The organism is Terribacillus aidingensis (assembly GCF_040703035.1).
Classification (GTDB): domain Bacteria; phylum Bacillota; class Bacilli; order Bacillales; family Amphibacillaceae; genus Terribacillus.
In genome coordinates, this window is sequence record NZ_CP159996.1 from 2,555,964 (window position 1) to 2,571,793 (window position 15,830).

Here is a 15,830-nt window from a genome sequence, read left to right on the forward strand (position 1 = left end):
AGTAGCGAAGGGGGTACGTGTATGGAAAACGAAAACAAATCGTTGGCGCCCGCCAGTCCTACTCCTCCGAAAACCTTCGGCCAGAAGCTCCGCAATGTCGGACCTGGCTTCGTCACCGCAGCAACGGGCGTCGGAACAGGCGATCTTATCGCAGCTCTTGTAGCCGGATCAGGCTTCGGCATGATGCTCGGCTGGGCAATCATTTTAGGTTCTATCATCAAATATTTCCTCACCGAGGGGGTCGGCAGATGGCATCTCGCAACTGGCAAGACCATCCTGCAAGGCTGGCACTCTCTTGGTAAATGGGCAACCGGCTATTTCGGTGTCTACGCAATTATCTGGGGCATCCTTTATGGTGCCGCAGCAGGATCCACGAGTGCATTGATGATGCGTTCGATGTTTCCGATCATGCCGCTCTGGGCATGGGCCATCATCCATCTTCTCGCAGGATTTGCCTTGATCTGGACAGGTAAATACATGCTCTTCGAGAAAGTGATGCTCGTCTTCATCGGTATCATGTTTGTCACAGTAGTAGGAACTGCAGTTATCTTGCTTCCTGATATCGGGAATATCGTTCAAGGTATTGTCATACCGAAAATGGATGCTGGAAGCTTCTTGCTCGTCATGGGTTTGATAGGCGGCGTCGGAGGAACGATTACGATGGCTTCCTATGGCTACTGGCTGCAGGAGAAGAAATGGCAAGGAAAAGCTTGGGTCTCTATGATGCGCGTCGACAACAGCGTCGCCTACATCGTAACTGCCATCTTCACACTTTCCTTGATGGTCATCGGGGCAGAGTTCTTGCACAGCTCCAATATCCAGATTAATGGAGAAGAAGGCTTAATCACACTGTCTGGCATGCTTGGAGAGGAATTCAACGGTGTTGTTTCCTGGATGTTTATGATCGGTGCATGGTCAGCTGCATTCTCCTCGTTAATCGGAGTATGGAATGGCGTTCCATACTTGTTTGCGGATTTCATCCGTACCATTCGAAAAAAAGGGCAGTCAGAAGACAAACCTGTCTCCGAAAAAGATCCTGCTTATCGTTTTTATCTTGTTTGGCTTACATTTCCGCCAATGCTGTTGTTATTCTTCGGCGAACCGGTCGGACTTGTATTGATTCAAGGAGCACTGGGAGCATTGCTCATGCCGTTCTTGGCAATTACACTCATATGGCTGCTCAACTCGAAGCGCGTTGAACCAGATTACAGAAATGGCTGGATTACAAATGGCGTATTGGGGATCAGTATTTTGTTATTCGGTGCATTAATGGTCAACGAATTAATCAATTTATTCTGATTCGCCGGGGGAGGGCACATCTGTGTCCTTCCTTTCCTTGTCAGGAAAGTTGACATGATTCTAGTAAGCTATGCTATTATTACACTTATGGATTTATTAATCTTACAACGTGGGGGTACAACATGAAGCGTTTTAAAATTGGACTAGCCTACCAGATTTTAATTGGTTTAGTGCTAGGTGTTATTGTTGGTTCCATCTTCTACGGCAATGAAACTGCCGTTAGTATTCTACAGCCTCTTGGCGATTTATTCTTACGCGCGATTAAGATGATTGTTATACCGATCGTTATCGCCTCTATCATTGTTGGTGTAGCCGGCACTGGTGACGGTAAATCAGTTGGTAGACTAGGTTTTAAAACACTCGTCTACTTCGAAATTGTTACAATCATTGCATTAGCAATCGGCCTTACTTTTGCGAATGTCTTCCAGCCCGGCGAAGGTATCAACCGTGCCGAGCTAGAAACAACAAGCATTTCTCAGTATGAAGAGACTGCCGAGACACAAGAAGATCGAACTATCGTGGATACGATTCTTGAAATCATCCCGACGAACGTCTTCCAAGCAATCGGTGAGGGCGATATGCTCGCTATCGTATTCTTCTCCGCCCTATTCGGCCTTGGGGTAGCAGCCATCGGTCAAAAAGGACAGCCTGTACTGAACTTCTTCGAAGGCGTCAGTCAGACCATGTTCTGGGTAACGAACCTTGTTATGAAATTAGCGCCAATCGGTGTATTCGGACTTATCGGTGTTACCGTTTCGAAATTTGGTATTTCGTCTTTAGTTCCATTAGGTAAACTTGCACTTGTAACATATGGTGCGATGGCGTTCTTCATCCTTGTCATCTTCACTATCATCGCTAAGATTGTAGGCATCAACTTGTTCAAGATGCTGAAAGTATTGAAAGATGAGCTATTGCTTGCGTTCTCCACTTCCAGTGGTGAAACAGTATTGCCTCGTGTCATGTATAAGATGGAACGCATGGGTGCACCTAAATCCATTGTTTCCTTCGTACTGCCGACTGGTTACACATTCAACTTGGATGGATCAACCATGTACCAGGCACTTGCGTCTCTATTCATCGCACAGATGTATGGTATCGATTTGACTATCTGGGAGCAACTCGGAATCATGGCATTGCTGATCGTTACATCTAAAGGTATCGCAGCGGTACCTGGGACAAGCTTTGTCGTATTGCTTGCAACATTGAGCTCTGTAGGATTGCCAGTCGAAGGACTTGCATTCATCGCTGGTATCGACCGTATCCTTGATATGGGACGTACTGTGGTAAACGTTGTGGGTAACAGTCTTGCAGTTATCGTCGTTTCCAAATGGGAAGGTAAATTCAATTTGAATAAAGAGTACTTGAACAATGGCGGTTCTGAAGAAGTAAAAGTAGGCTGAGGATTTTCCTCGCCTACTTTTTTTATACCCATATGATCTTAAAATGCCTGCTGCCTTCAATATAATTTAAAAGCGGCACATCCTCTGATACAACCTGTCCGATCACATTGACTTTATCGTCTTGCGGCAAGCTTCTCCTAGTGATTTGGATTTCACCTTTGTAACGCTTATACAGATCGTTATCGATGGTTATGCTGCCTTCGTTTCGTTCGATACAGTTGAAAGGTGTCACATCTGCATCCTCGAACATCCCGCTCATCCGTGACTCCTCTGATCGGATTACATCCCGAGCCCGATCCGGACGATTATGTGTCCCTTTTTCCAGTAAATGATGCGCTTCCGTTAATTCACCATAAGGTTGCGCACGAAGTGTAATCGTAGTTGATGCATCCTTCAGCTGCATCAAAGCCCCATCTGTCACATCTGGATCTCCAATCAGGATTTTGTCCACATTGTACGCTTTCAGTTCTGTGAAGGCTGCATACGTTCCATACATACGATGCTGTTCCAATGTTGGCAATCCTAGATGAAGCGGTCCTCGAAGATTACGGTCGCCTGGTACGAAGGCTTGGACCTTCAAGCCATATGATTGAAACAGCTGATTCTTTGTCAAAAAATCACTGAGTGCAAGCCCCGTTTCCGGCCGAGGGTAAAAATTGTGCCAAACTTCTGTGTGGGTAGTACGCAGACCCAGTTGAATAAGTCGCTCTAGCTGGTCTTTTGTAAGTGTACTAGCATTCAAAGCGACCTTCATCTTTTGAGATAAGCGGACAATAACATCATCCTCAATCCCATAATCTATCCGTAAACCTGTCAGTCCCCAATCCAATACCGTTTCTGCAGTATCCCAGTCCAAATCGAGCTTTTCCATCGAAGCCGTTGAAATATCCGCAATCAACTCCATATCCAGGGCAGAAGCAATTGAACCAAGAAGCTGCAGTTTTGTTTGATAAGCGGAGGCATCTTCCTCCGGGATGTGAAGCGATGTAAACAAACTCCGGAAGCCAGCTGCATGAAATCGCCTGATTTTTTCTTCCTCTATACGTTCCTGTAAATACACAGATATCCCTAACATCCTTATCCCTCCTATGTAAAAAAAGGGCGTCATACAGACGCCCTGTTATAGTTATATATCCTTTGCCATGTCTTCCTTAAACCCGAAGAAGTAAGTAAATACGAACCCAGCGATATAAGCGACAAAAATACCAATCAAGTATTGCAGGTACTTTCCTTCCGCGATGAGCGGCGTTAAAGAAAGTCCGGAAACACCGATTGAAGTCGCGCCTGTCGCAAACAACGCCTGCGTAGCTCCACCGACAGCGGCCCCAAGACATGCTGTTAAGAACGGACGACCGAGCGGCAAGGTTACCCCGTACAATAGCGGCTCACCGATACCAAGGAATCCGGCTGGCAAGGCACCTTTGATAATATTCCGCAGACGCTTATTGCGCGTTTTGACGAAGACAGCAATGGAAGCTCCGACCTGCCCGCCGCCAGCCATCGCCAATACAGGAAGCAATGCTGTAAAGGTGAAAGTCTGGATCAGCTCCATGTGAATCGGTGTCAAGCCGTGATGCAGACCAACCATAACGAGTGGCAGGAAGAATCCAGCCAGCAAAGCACCTGCTACGACACCACCAACATCAAGAATAGCGTTGATTCCGGTAGTAATGCCATCTGACAGCACACCGGCAACCGGCATAATGACTAGCAAAGATGCAACGCCGACAAACAGAACAGTTAAGATAGGGGTAAAAATAATATCAATACTATTAGGCATGAATTTTCTTACGCGTTTCTCGATGAAACTCATCAGCCAAGCTGCAAAGATGACGCCGAATAATCCGCCTCGGCCCGGAACGAGCGCTTCACCGAATAACGTAATATTCGCCAGCGCTGGATTGAACAAAATCATACCGGCAATGGCACCTAGTACCGGAGATCCGCCGAATTCCTTCGCCGTATTCCAACCGACTAGTATCGCTAGGAAACTGAACAAACTGCCGCCAATGAGCTGCAGGATCTGGATGATACTAAGCGTAGGATCCGCACCCGCATTGACAGCGAAGCTGACGCCTCCATTGATGATACCGGAAGCAATCAACCCAGGGATAAGCGGAATGAATATATTACCGATACGCTTTAATAGGAATTTGATCGGCGTTTTATTTTTTTCCTTCATGTTCTCCCGTTTGAGCTGGGCTTTTTCTTCAAAGGTAAGATTGTCGATTTCGGCTGCTTCTTCCCCGACACCGAGACCGGTGATTCGGCTGATTTCATCGGAGACTTTGTTTACAGTACCAGGTCCGACTACGATTTGAATCGTATCATCTGCCACTACGCCCATGACGCCGTCAATTCGTTTCAGAGCATCAAAATTCACCTTGTTATCATTCTTAACCCGTAAACGCACTCGTGTCATACAATGTGTCAATGAGACGACGTTCTGTTCTCCGCCAACTTCGCGGAGAATGTCTTCTGCCAATTGCTTCATCTTCGCCATTCTGATTCCTCCCCTTTACGCTTTTATCGCTGAACGGACAAATCCCTCTGCATTAAGAAGCTCCGACTCTGCCTCCTCTTTTGTAACATCAAGCAGCAGCATGACAATCGCTGTTTTTACCTGACCGTCTGCTAGATCCAAAACTTTCTCAGCTGCATCATATTTCGCACCAGTTGCTTCCATGATGATGCGTTTGGCACGCTCCTGCAGTTTGTCATTCGTCGGCTTCACATCGACCATCAAATTTTTATATACTTTTCCGACACCTACCATACTGGCAGTGGAAATCATATTGAGCACCAGCTTTTGCGCTGTTCCTGCTTTCAGTCTTGTCGAGCCTGTCAGTATTTCCGGCCCTGTTTCTACCTCAATGCTGATTTTCGCATGTTTAGAAATAGCTGCATCTTTATTGCAAGCAATGCTGACGGTTGCTGCACCTACGGCTGCAGCATAATCCAGCGCCCCGATCACATACGGTGTTCTGCCGCTTGCAGCAATCCCAATTACGGTATCTTTTGCTGATAATCCAATCTCCTCCAGCTCTCTTGCACCAAGCTCTGGATTATCCTCCGCTCCCTCTTTTGCCTTTCGAAAAGCGGACATTCCTCCTGCCAGCAGACCTTGCACCATGTCATCCGGTGTACTGAAAGTCGGCGGACACTCTACTGCATCCAAAATACCTAGCCTGCCGCTTGTACCTGCACCAGTGTAAATGAGCCTGCCGCCAGCTTGAAATGTAGAGATTACTTGTTTCACTGCTGCTTCAATTTCCGGCAGCGCTGCCTCGACCGCGTCCGGCACTGTTCTATCTTCCTTGTTCATCAGCTGCAGTACTTCCTTAGTGGAAAGCTGATCTAGCTTCATCGTACTTTCGTTGCGCTTTTCTGTCGTCAGTTTATCTAGCATTGTTTCCCCTCACTTTTGCTCTGTTTGGAATGCTTGCTGAATTGCCTGCCGTGATTTTTCCAATGCCTCGATCGTATGATCATAATTTTGTCCCGCCACTGCTGTGTAAATGATATCCATCAAGTACATTTGCACGATCCGAGAGCTAGTAGCCGCACTGCGAATGCGAGCTTCTTTTGCCACTGTGAACAGCTGAATGTCTGCCAGCTCCTGCAGACGATTAGGACCTAACTTTGTCATCACAATTGTCGTCGCTCCTGCTTCCTTCGCCTGTTTTAAGACAGGTAGCAGCTGTTCTGTTTCTCCGGAGTAACTGATAGCAAAAGCAACATCTCCATACGTCAGATTCGCAGCTGAAGCCAGCTGCTGATGGGCATCACTGTAAGCCGTGCACCATTTGCCAATCCGGCCAAATTTCTGCTCACCATCCTGTGCGACAAGATAGGAAGCTCCAACTCCATAAAAATCAATCTTCCTTGCTCTGGAAATCATGGATACTGCTTGCTCGATTGCTGCCGCTTCATTTACCTGCATCGTTTGGCTAATCGATTGTGTATGCTTCACGGCAATCGCTTCAATTAAGTGTGCAACCGAATCATTCGGCTTGATTTCACCAAACACATTTTTGTTACCGCTTTCATTTTGCAAATCTCCCGCAATCTTCAGCTTCAGTTCTCGGTATCCTGTCACGCCGATTGATTTACAAAGACGGATAACGGCCGCCTCACTGGACCCGCTTTTCCCTGCCAGCTCCTGCACCGAAAGCTTTACCACTTCAGATGGATGAGCAAGTATGTAGTTGGCTGCATTCTTTTCAGAGGGCTTAATCGAAGGTAAGCTTTCTCGAAGCAGTGTTAAACCGCCCTTCACTGTCAGGATCACCTGCTTTCATTTTTAAAATTTTAATTCATATTTAGATTATATTACTAAAATAAAATTTCATGAAGTGTTTTGTGAGAATTATTTACATATTTTTTCCTGCACATGGTTATGGGAATAGATAATGTGGGTATCGAAAGTCGCTTACATAATTTAGAATTTTCAATCTTTAGAATCATAAATTTAAATCCAATAATTTAAATACAGTAACTTTTTCCTGTTTATAACAGCGTTCACTATTTGTCACCATACTTATAGTAATGTTAAATTTCCTCTGTATGGTTCGGTACATCGAATGACAGACGGTTGTAATCTCCTATGTCTGCGAAAAGGATCCCTTTAGATCAGGAGCTTTCAAATTATGCCTTTAAATAAGAAAGATTTAAATAAAGCAGTACGCTTTTCATTGCTTCTATACAGTACTTTAATAGGATTAGCCAGTACTATCTGTTTCATAACCGCTATCTTCTTCGTGATTCCAAAGGAAGATTTACCTTATTTAATTGAACCCCTCGTAATGATGGCTGTGTATCTTTATGGGACTTGCGCCATTGCATTATTTGTACGTTAAAATTTTTTCAGTATGAAGAAGATAAATAATAAGGAACAATAATTATCTTCAGTAGATTGTGTGGTTAGTATATAAATAGTTACATAATTTATGAAGTATAAATTACATGGTAATAAAGTGAAGTTTAAATCCTATAGTGTAAAAGACAATAAACTCATAACAAAAAACCCGCCTCCCGGCGAGTCTTTTCTATGCCAAATACGCTTCCGTAATCGTCGGATCCGCAAGCAGCGTCTGGCCTTTGCCGCTGCGCCAGATGCTGCCGGTTTGGAGGACGTAGCCGCGGTGGGCGACTTTGAGTGCTTGGAAGGCGTTTTGTTCGACGAGCAGGATGGTCATGCCATCGTCATTGAGTTCTTTGATAATATGGAATATCTGTTCAACGATGATTGGGGCTAAACCCATGGATGGTTCGTCGAGCATGAGCAGGTCAGGGTCCATCATCAGAGCCCGGCCGATGGCTAGCATTTGCTGCTCGCCGCCGCTCATCGTACCGCCGAGCTGATGAAGCCGTTCCTTTACTCGCGGGAAATAGCCGAATACTTTCTCCATCCTTTGTTCAATCAGCTTTTTATCTTTTACCCCGAATGCGCCAATCTGCAGATTTTCCTTCACCGTCAGCTTCGGGAAGATCCTTCTTCCTTCCGGGACATGTGCTACACCTAGCTTCGTCGTCTGGTGGGCTTTTCGGGAGGTGATATCTTGGCCCTTATACATGACAGAACCTTCCTTTACTGGCACGAGTCCGCTGATCGTTTTCAGAGTAGTAGATTTTCCGGCTCCGTTACTGCCGATCAGCGTAACGATTTCCCCTTCCTCTACCGTCAAGTCAATTTGCTTCAGTGCTTGGATTGCGCCGTAAAAAGCAGTCACTTGTTTCAGCTCCAGATAGCTCATCCTTCCGCCTCCTGTTCCTCGGCCGCTCCCTTACCCAAATACGCCTCAATGACCTTTTTATCATGACGTACTTGGGCTGGCAGTCCTTCTGCAATCAATTCTCCATGGTCAAGTACATAAATATAATCCGAGATTTCCATGACGAGCTTCATATCATGCTCAATCAAGATGATCGTCATATCCATCTCTTGTTTGATTTTTTGGATAAGACCTGTCAGGTCCGCCGTCTCTTTTGGGTTCATACCGGCAGCAGGTTCATCGAGCAGCAGGACGGACGGCATCGTCGCAAGCGCCCTGGCAATTTCCAAACGTCGCTGACTGCCATATGACAAGCTGGCAGCTTCATCATTGTAATGCTCTTCCAGTCCGACATATTCCAGCAGCCGATATGCTTCCCGTTCGGCTATGCGTTCTTCCTTATCCACTCCTGGCAAATGAAAGATCGTCCCGAAAATACCTGCCCTCAAATGTGTATGCATACCGACTAGTACATTTTCCAAAACAGTAATTGGGCCGAACAGGCGGATATTCTGGAATGTACGGGAGATACCTTTTTTAGCAACCGCATGAGGTTTCAGACCACCGATTGACTCCCCGCGCAGCTTGATGCTACCGGATGTTGGTTTATAAACACCAGTAATCATATTAAAAAAAGTTGTCTTGCCAGCGCCGTTCGGACCGATTACAGCTGTTATCTTATTGGCTTCGGCCCGTAGGCTGATTTCCTTATTGGCAGTCAATCCTCCGAATGTTTTGGTCAGTTTCTCAACTTCCAGTATTGCCATGTTCATCCTCCTTTGGTGCACCAACGGATTGCAGTCGTTTCTTCGTGCCCTTCTCAGATAAAAATTTGCGTTTATCGTATACGACATTCTTTGCCGGTATTAGGCCTTTCGATCGATACAGCGCAAACAATATGAGCAATGCGCCAAAGAAGAAGCGCTGCATTTTCACCGGTGACATGGCATCTGGCAAGGTGATGATGCCTGCGGTGCTTAAGCTGTTGAACCACATCGTCAGTTCATTCAGCACTTGGGCATTCAGGATGGTCACGACGGCAGCACCAAGGATGACACCGGGCACACTCCCCATCCCTCCGAGCAGAACCATGACAAGAATGTTGATCGATTGGAGCATCGTGAAACTGGTTGGGTCAATGAAAGCTTGCTTGGCAGCAAAAACGACGCCCATCATACCAGAGAATGATGCGCCGATTGCGAAAGCCATCAGCTTCGTTTTTACGAGCGGGATGCCCATCGCTTGAGCCGCAATTTCATTTTCACGAACAGCTTTCCAGGAACGGCCCAGTTTCGAATGCTCCAGACTGCGAACAGCGAAAATGACGAAAAGCAAAATGAACAAAACGACAAAATAAATCTGGTTGGAATAAAGCAGTTCGATACCGAAAATCTTAGGTGGTGCGATCGAAGACAAACCTAGTGCACCATTCGTAATATTGACTGGCTGATCCATGTTATTGAAAACGATCCGGATGATTTCCCCGAACCCCAGTGTAACAATGGCCAGATAATCACCTTTCACCCGCAGCACCGGGATTCCAAGCAACACACCGAACAGTGCAGCGACGAAACAGCCGATGATGATGAAGATCCAGAAGCTGTTCCCCGATAACGGATACGTACCGAACGGCATGAAGTTGGACGCCTGTGCTGTGGCGAAAATACCGTATGTATAAGCCCCGACGGCAAAGAAGGCCACAAAACCAAGATCCAATAAACCCGCCATTCCGACGACGATATTCAAACCAAGTGCCATGCTGACATATATACCGACAAGCGTTGCTACATCCATGTATTCCTGATAAGCAGGTCCCTGCATCGCAGAAAATGGCAGGATGAAGAACATGATGGTAAGACCGATTGCCCACTTTGACCAGTTCGGCAGCTTGGTATAGTACAAGAGCAAAAACGATAACAGCAGCAGCAAAAATGCCGCGACCGAACGCTGTGCCAAGATCAAGCTAAGGGAAGTGAGCGCGATATAGCCGACTAAGAGCCCGAGCTGTAGCCACTTGTTCCCACGAATTTGTTCCAGGATTTTTTTCATATGTCACCTACACTTTCTCGATTGCGGCTCTGCCGAACAAGCCTTCTGGCCGGAATATCAATACGAGGATAAGGATGGCGAAAGCAAACACATCTTTGTATTCGGAGCTAAGGACGCCCGCTGTTATTGCTGAAAGATTTGCAGCTGCGAACATTTCCAATAGTCCGAGCAGCATACCGCCAGCCATGGCACCGCGGATATTTCCGATTCCGCCCAAAACCGCAGCAGTGAAGGCCTTCAATCCAAGGATAAAGCCGATATACGGGTCGATTGTGCCATAATGAATGGCGAACAGCACTCCCGTTGCACCGCCTAAAGCTGATCCGACAAAGAAGGTAACGCTGATAACTTTATTTACATTCACACTCATCAGGGAAGCAGTATCCTGATCTTGCGCAACAGCACGCATGGCCAGTCCCCACTTTGTCCGATTGACGAAAAACTCCAATGCGATCATCATCAGAATCGCAACCACGATGACGACGAGGAAAGAATAGCGGATGTTCAAGCCGCTAATCGACAAACTGCCTGGGAAAAGCGATGGTGTATTGACGATATAGTTATTCTGCTGTGTCTCTGTGATAAAGCGGACAATGTCCTGCAGCAAAAAGGAAACGCCGATTGCTGTAATCAAGGTAATCAGTTTCGATGCTTTTCGGAGCGGGCGGTATGCAAGTCGTTCGATACCCATGCCGAGCATACCGGTTAGCCCTCCTGTAATTACTAAAACAAGAAGCAAAACGAATATCGCTGGCATGACAGCAACCCAGCCAAGACCAGTCAAGCCGATCAGTACGGCTGTTCCGATAAAAGCTCCTGCCATGAAAATTTCTCCGTGAGCAAAGTTGATAAGTTCCAAAATGCCGTAAACCATCGTATAGCCGAGAGCGATGATTGCATAGATAGCGCCAAGCGTCAGGCCATCAATCAGTACTTGCGGAAGTGTATCCCAAACCTGTGTCATCATTCCAACTCCTTTCTTGTAATGAAAAAGGATATGGTTCCGTGACCATATCCTTTTCACTTCTTACTGTGAAATTTCGCCTTGGATTTTGGCTGGATAGCTTGCTTCATCGAATTTGTAAATGAATATTTTTGCGAATTCGTTATCTCCTTTATCGTCAAAGCTGACCTGAGTCATCTCCCCTTCATAATCATCGACTGCACGTACAGCAGCAGCGACTTTATCTTTAGCAGGAAGCTTGCCTCCGTTCTCCTCTGCTGCATCCAGTATGCCTTCCATCAGCACCTTGGCTGAATCATAGCCATAAATGGAGAAGGATTCCGGTTTGGCTCCATATTCATCTTCATAGTTTTTAGCAAATTCAGTCGCACTTGAATCGCCGGCTACCGAAGTCAGATAAACATTGCTGACTGTGTCACCAGCAATCTCGACAAGTGTGGAAGAATCCATTCCGTCACCACCCATAAAGGCTGCATCGATACCATTATCACGTGCCTGCTTGATCAGCAATCCACCCTCTGAGTACAGGCCGCCAAAATAGACAAGATCCGGATCAGCCGCTGATACTTGATTCAGCACACCATTGAAATCTTTCTCTCCGACAGTGATTCCGGCTTCCCCTACGATTTCGGCACCCTCTTCTGCAGCTGCCTCAGCAAAAGCAGTTGCCAAGCCTTGCCCATAAGCTGTCTTATCATTGATGACAAAGATTTTTTTTGCACCAATCTCCTGGACTGCATATTCAGCACCAGCTGGTCCTTGGAAATCATCTCGCGCTACAATCCGGTTGACCGATTTCAATCCACGATCGGTTACATCAGTTGCTGTTGAAGCCGGCGATACAGAAGGGATATTATAACGTTCATACACTTCGCTTGAAGGTATGAAAACTCCAGAGTTCAAATGAGCCACGACACCGTACACATCTTGATCGGAACCGATGATCTGCGCGTTGGAAACCCCTTTCTGCGGATCACCTTGGTCATCGTATTCCACTAGTTCCAGACTGAAACCTGCTTTCTCGAAAGCAGCTTTTTCCTCTTCCACCGCCATAGCAGCTCCATTTTTGATCGCTTCTCCTAATGTCGCACTGCCGCCAGACATTGGTGCTTGAAGCGCAATCTTCACTGTTTCGCTGCTTCCTCCGCCCGATGCAGAATCCGTATTACCGCATGCCCCCAAAAAACCAAGTGCCAATGTACTTGTCATCGCTAAAGCCATTACTTGCTTCCTCATCTGTATTCCCCCTTTGCTTCTTTCAGCGTTTGTAAGATTATGTACGTGCCGCCTCGAAGTTAGGTCTAATAATATACAGGCTAAAGAAGCAAGTCAAGATAGTTTTTAGAAAATTATTAATATTATGTATATTTGTCAGGAACCCTGACAAACCGCGGTTTTTAGGAGATGTTAGCGTATCTAACAAAAAAAAAGAGCACCTGCCAATATGGCAGGTGCTCTCAAATTTTACGACCACCACATCGTAGTGGCAGGTTCATTTATCACGACATTTTTCAAATTATCGACAGCTCGCTGGAAGCCTTCTTCGATCGACATCAACGAGTCTTCATGCTCAATGCTGATGACATAATCATAATCATATGTGCGCAGCGCACTGATCATCTTATTCCATTCCTCTTGACCGTGTCCGAGCCCGACTGTGCGGAAGTTCCATGCCCGCTGTTTGATATTGCTGTACGGCTGCATGTCAGTCAGGCCATACATGTTCACATTTTCAGGGTCGATATACGTATCTTTGGCATGGAAATGATGGATTGCGCCGGCTTTACCGAGTATCTTAATGGCAGCGGTTGGGTCGATTCCCTGCCACCACATATGACTTGGATCAAAGTTTGCTCCGATAGCATCACTCGTCAGCTCTCGAAGCTTGAGCATTGTATATGGTGTGTGAACGAGGAAGCCGCCGTGCAATTCCAGCGCAATTTTGACTTGATGCTCCTCTGCAAATGAGCCAAGCTCCTTCCAGTAAGGAACAAGCTTCTGTTCCCATTGCCAGTTCAGCACATCGCCATATTCAGTCGGCCAAGCGGTGACCGGCCAATTCGGCTTCGTTGCACTCTCTTCAGAACCTGCCACGCCGGAAAAACAGTTTACAACCGGAACACCCATTTTAGCAGCAAGCTTGATCGTCTTGCGCAGAGTCCAATCCGATTCTTCGGCAAATGTCTTGTCTGGTGAAATAGGGTTGCCATGGCAGCTGAAAGCTCCGATCGTAACGCCGTATTTCTCAAATGCTGCTTGGTATTGCTTCAACGCATCCTCACTCTGCAGCAGCTCATCAATCGGGCAATGCGCATTTCCCGGATAGCCGCCGGTGCCTATTTCCACTGTATCCAATCCTGCTTGTTTCACGCGTGCAAGCATATCCTCGAGTGAAAGCTCCTGGAACAGAACCGTAAAAACGCCTAGTTTCATACTTGTTCCCCTTTCTCTACTGCCTCTGCTGCAAGCGAAATTATTTTTTTCGTGCCATTGGAATCCAAGGCTGCCAAGATGACAGCTAGCGCGGATCGGCCTTTTTCTGCCGTAATTGGACATGTGGAATTGTTTTCGAGTACACAGCTGGCAAACGCGTCCACGACGCCAGAATTCGATTGTGTCTGGGAATCATTCGTTTGAATCGCTCCAAGTGAATGATTACTGCGATTTCCGTTATGATACTCGACAACCAAACTGTATTCAGGGCTTTCCTCGAGACGGATGACCCCTTTCTCGCCATAAATAATCGTGGAATTGTCTTCTTCCGCTACATACGACCAACTGGCCGTAAGTGTCCCGATGATTCCTGACTTTGTACGTAATACCGCAACTGCATTATCATCCACGTCTGCATAAGGCTTTGCCAACGTATCGACAAATGCCGCTACTTCGTGAATCGGTTCATCGAGAAGGAATTCAATCAAATGGGACTTATGCACGCCTAGATCACCAAGCGCTCCGATATAAGCTTTGTCTTTATCAAAGAACCAGCTGTTTTTCCCATCAATACTCCACTGTTCCGGGCCTCCGTGACCGAATGTCGTCCGGAAGCTGTAGATCTTGCCAAGCTCGCCGTTTTGAATCATCTCCCGCGCCTTTTGATGAGATGGGACAAAGCACTGATTATGTGCTATGAGCAGAAGCTTGCCACTCGCCTTTTGTGCTGCGATCATGTCATCCGCTTCCTCCAATGTCGTTGCCATCGGCTTTTCACAAAGCACATGTTTCCCCGCTTGCAGAGCAGCGATCGATACCGGTGCGTGCAAATGGTTGGCAGCACAAACGATAACGGCATCGATTCGCGGATCCTCGATCAGCTCTTCATATTCGGTATATGCTGTTGCGTTATATTCTTTGGCGATTTCCTCCGACCGGCTCGGCACCACATCACAAACAGCAGTGATTTCAGTATTCGGGTTGTTTTCAAGCTCCGGCAAATGGCGATTACGTGCAATACTTCCTAGTCCGACTACTCCTACGCGTAAGGTTTTCATTATCCAGCAGTACCTCCAAGTTTATTATTCTTTGACAGATCCGCTTGTAAGACCAGCGACGATACGACGCTGGAACAAGAGTACGAGAACAACGATCGGGATCGTCACGATAACGGTTGCAGCAGTGATATCTCCCCACGGAACGGTGTATTGACTTTGATAGAAAGAGATACCGACTGGTATTGTGCGCCAGCGATCATCGGTATTGATCGTCAAGGCAAATAGATATTCATTCCAGGCAGCAATAAAGACAAGAATGGCTGTCGTAAACACACCTGGTGCTGCCAGCGGGAAGATGATTTTGCGGAATGTCTGGAACGGGGTAGCTCCATCCAGCTTCGCTGATTCTTCCAGTGCAAGCGGAATTTTGATGAAAAATGTCGATAGAATCCAGATTGCCAGAGGCAAACTGATCGTAATGTACGGGATTACCAGACCAAGATAGCTGTTGCGCAAGCCTGCATCGGTGACAAAGTTGAAGATCGGTGATAGGACTGCGATTTGCGGAAACATGGATGCAGCAAGTACCAATCCTAGAATTAATCCTTTGAAGCGGATTGGCAGCCGTGTGACCGCATAGGCTGTGAATGATGCGACAATGATGGAGATGATCGTGGTGAGCGTTGCCACAACAAAGCTATTCAGCATGTACATAAGCAACGGCCTTGTTTCCAATGCCGATGCATAGTTATCCAATGTCATATTGCTTGAGAACCATTGGAAGGAGGAAAAAATTTCTCCCTGTGGTTTAATTGATGTCAGGAACACCCAAATAAACGGGAACATGACCAGGAATACAAAGATAATTAAAAAAATGTAGAAGCCGACGCCAGCACGTTTTACCATACTATTC

At 46.5% G+C, this 15,830-nt stretch carries 14 protein-coding genes; 2 read left to right on the top strand and 12 right to left on the bottom strand.

Annotation, left to right across the window (positions count from 1 at the left end; translation table 11 throughout):
• Nucleotides 1-21: 21 nt before the first annotated feature.
• Nucleotides 22-1,299, top strand: coding sequence for an Nramp family divalent metal transporter (locus tag ABXS78_RS13470; protein ID WP_366247623.1), 1,278 nt, complete (start codon nucleotides 22-24; stop codon nucleotides 1,297-1,299).
• 122 nt (nucleotides 1,300-1,421) lie between these two features.
• The gene (locus tag ABXS78_RS13475; RefSeq protein ID WP_366247624.1) at nucleotides 1,422-2,699 is read left to right on the top strand and encodes a cation:dicarboxylase symporter family transporter; all 1,278 of its coding nucleotides are present in this window, start codon (nucleotides 1,422-1,424) and stop codon (nucleotides 2,697-2,699) included.
• Nucleotides 2,700-2,721: 22 nt separating this feature from the next.
• Here ABXS78_RS13475 and ABXS78_RS13480 read toward each other — a convergent pair whose 3' ends face one another.
• From ABXS78_RS13480 to ABXS78_RS13535, 12 genes are all read right to left on the bottom strand, one after another.
• Nucleotides 2,722-3,774: a MupG family TIM beta-alpha barrel fold protein gene (locus ABXS78_RS13480; protein WP_366247625.1), complete on the bottom strand. Its 1,053-nt coding sequence runs from the start codon at nucleotides 3,772-3,774 to the stop codon at nucleotides 2,722-2,724.
• A 51-nt stretch (nucleotides 3,775-3,825) separates the two neighbouring features.
• The gene (locus ABXS78_RS13485) at nucleotides 3,826-5,202 is read right to left on the bottom strand and encodes a PTS transporter subunit EIIC (RefSeq protein ID WP_095224167.1); all 1,377 of its coding nucleotides are present in this window, start codon (nucleotides 5,200-5,202) and stop codon (nucleotides 3,826-3,828) included.
• Between the two features lie 15 nt (nucleotides 5,203-5,217).
• Nucleotides 5,218-6,108: an N-acetylmuramic acid 6-phosphate etherase gene (gene murQ / locus ABXS78_RS13490; protein WP_366247626.1), complete on the bottom strand. Its 891-nt coding sequence runs from the start codon at nucleotides 6,106-6,108 to the stop codon at nucleotides 5,218-5,220.
• A gap of 9 nt (nucleotides 6,109-6,117) precedes the next feature.
• Entirely contained in the window at nucleotides 6,118-6,978 is an 861-nt protein-coding gene (locus tag ABXS78_RS13495) for a MurR/RpiR family transcriptional regulator (RefSeq protein ID WP_366247627.1), read from the bottom strand.
• Between the two features lie 769 nt (nucleotides 6,979-7,747).
• A complete protein-coding gene (locus ABXS78_RS13500; protein WP_366247628.1) occupies nucleotides 7,748-8,455 on the bottom strand; it encodes an ABC transporter ATP-binding protein in 708 nt (235 codons plus the stop codon).
• The gene (locus ABXS78_RS13505) at nucleotides 8,452-9,240 is read right to left on the bottom strand and encodes an ABC transporter ATP-binding protein (RefSeq protein ID WP_366247629.1); all 789 of its coding nucleotides are present in this window, start codon (nucleotides 9,238-9,240) and stop codon (nucleotides 8,452-8,454) included. The genes ABXS78_RS13500 and ABXS78_RS13505 overlap by 4 nt, the downstream gene beginning before the upstream one ends.
• A complete protein-coding gene (locus ABXS78_RS13510; RefSeq protein ID WP_366247630.1) occupies nucleotides 9,221-10,522 on the bottom strand; it encodes a branched-chain amino acid ABC transporter permease in 1,302 nt (433 codons plus the stop codon). Before ABXS78_RS13510 ends, ABXS78_RS13505 begins: the two co-directional genes overlap by 20 nt.
• Before the next feature lie 7 nt (nucleotides 10,523-10,529).
• Nucleotides 10,530-11,489, bottom strand: coding sequence for a branched-chain amino acid ABC transporter permease (locus ABXS78_RS13515; RefSeq protein ID WP_366247631.1), 960 nt, complete (start codon nucleotides 11,487-11,489; stop codon nucleotides 10,530-10,532).
• A gap of 60 nt (nucleotides 11,490-11,549) precedes the next feature.
• Nucleotides 11,550-12,722: a branched-chain amino acid ABC transporter substrate-binding protein gene (locus tag ABXS78_RS13520; RefSeq protein WP_366247632.1), complete on the bottom strand. Its 1,173-nt coding sequence runs from the start codon at nucleotides 12,720-12,722 to the stop codon at nucleotides 11,550-11,552.
• A gap of 228 nt (nucleotides 12,723-12,950) precedes the next feature.
• Entirely contained in the window at nucleotides 12,951-13,919 is a 969-nt protein-coding gene (locus ABXS78_RS13525; protein ID WP_095224176.1) for a sugar phosphate isomerase/epimerase, read from the bottom strand.
• On the bottom strand, nucleotides 13,916-14,977 hold the full coding sequence (locus ABXS78_RS13530; protein WP_366247633.1) for a Gfo/Idh/MocA family oxidoreductase: 1,062 nt from the start codon (nucleotides 14,975-14,977) through the stop codon (nucleotides 13,916-13,918). The genes ABXS78_RS13525 and ABXS78_RS13530 overlap by 4 nt, the downstream gene beginning before the upstream one ends.
• Before the next feature lie 24 nt (nucleotides 14,978-15,001).
• The gene (locus ABXS78_RS13535; protein WP_095224178.1) at nucleotides 15,002-15,823 is read right to left on the bottom strand and encodes a carbohydrate ABC transporter permease; all 822 of its coding nucleotides are present in this window, start codon (nucleotides 15,821-15,823) and stop codon (nucleotides 15,002-15,004) included.
• Between the last annotated feature and the right edge of the window lie 7 nt (nucleotides 15,824-15,830).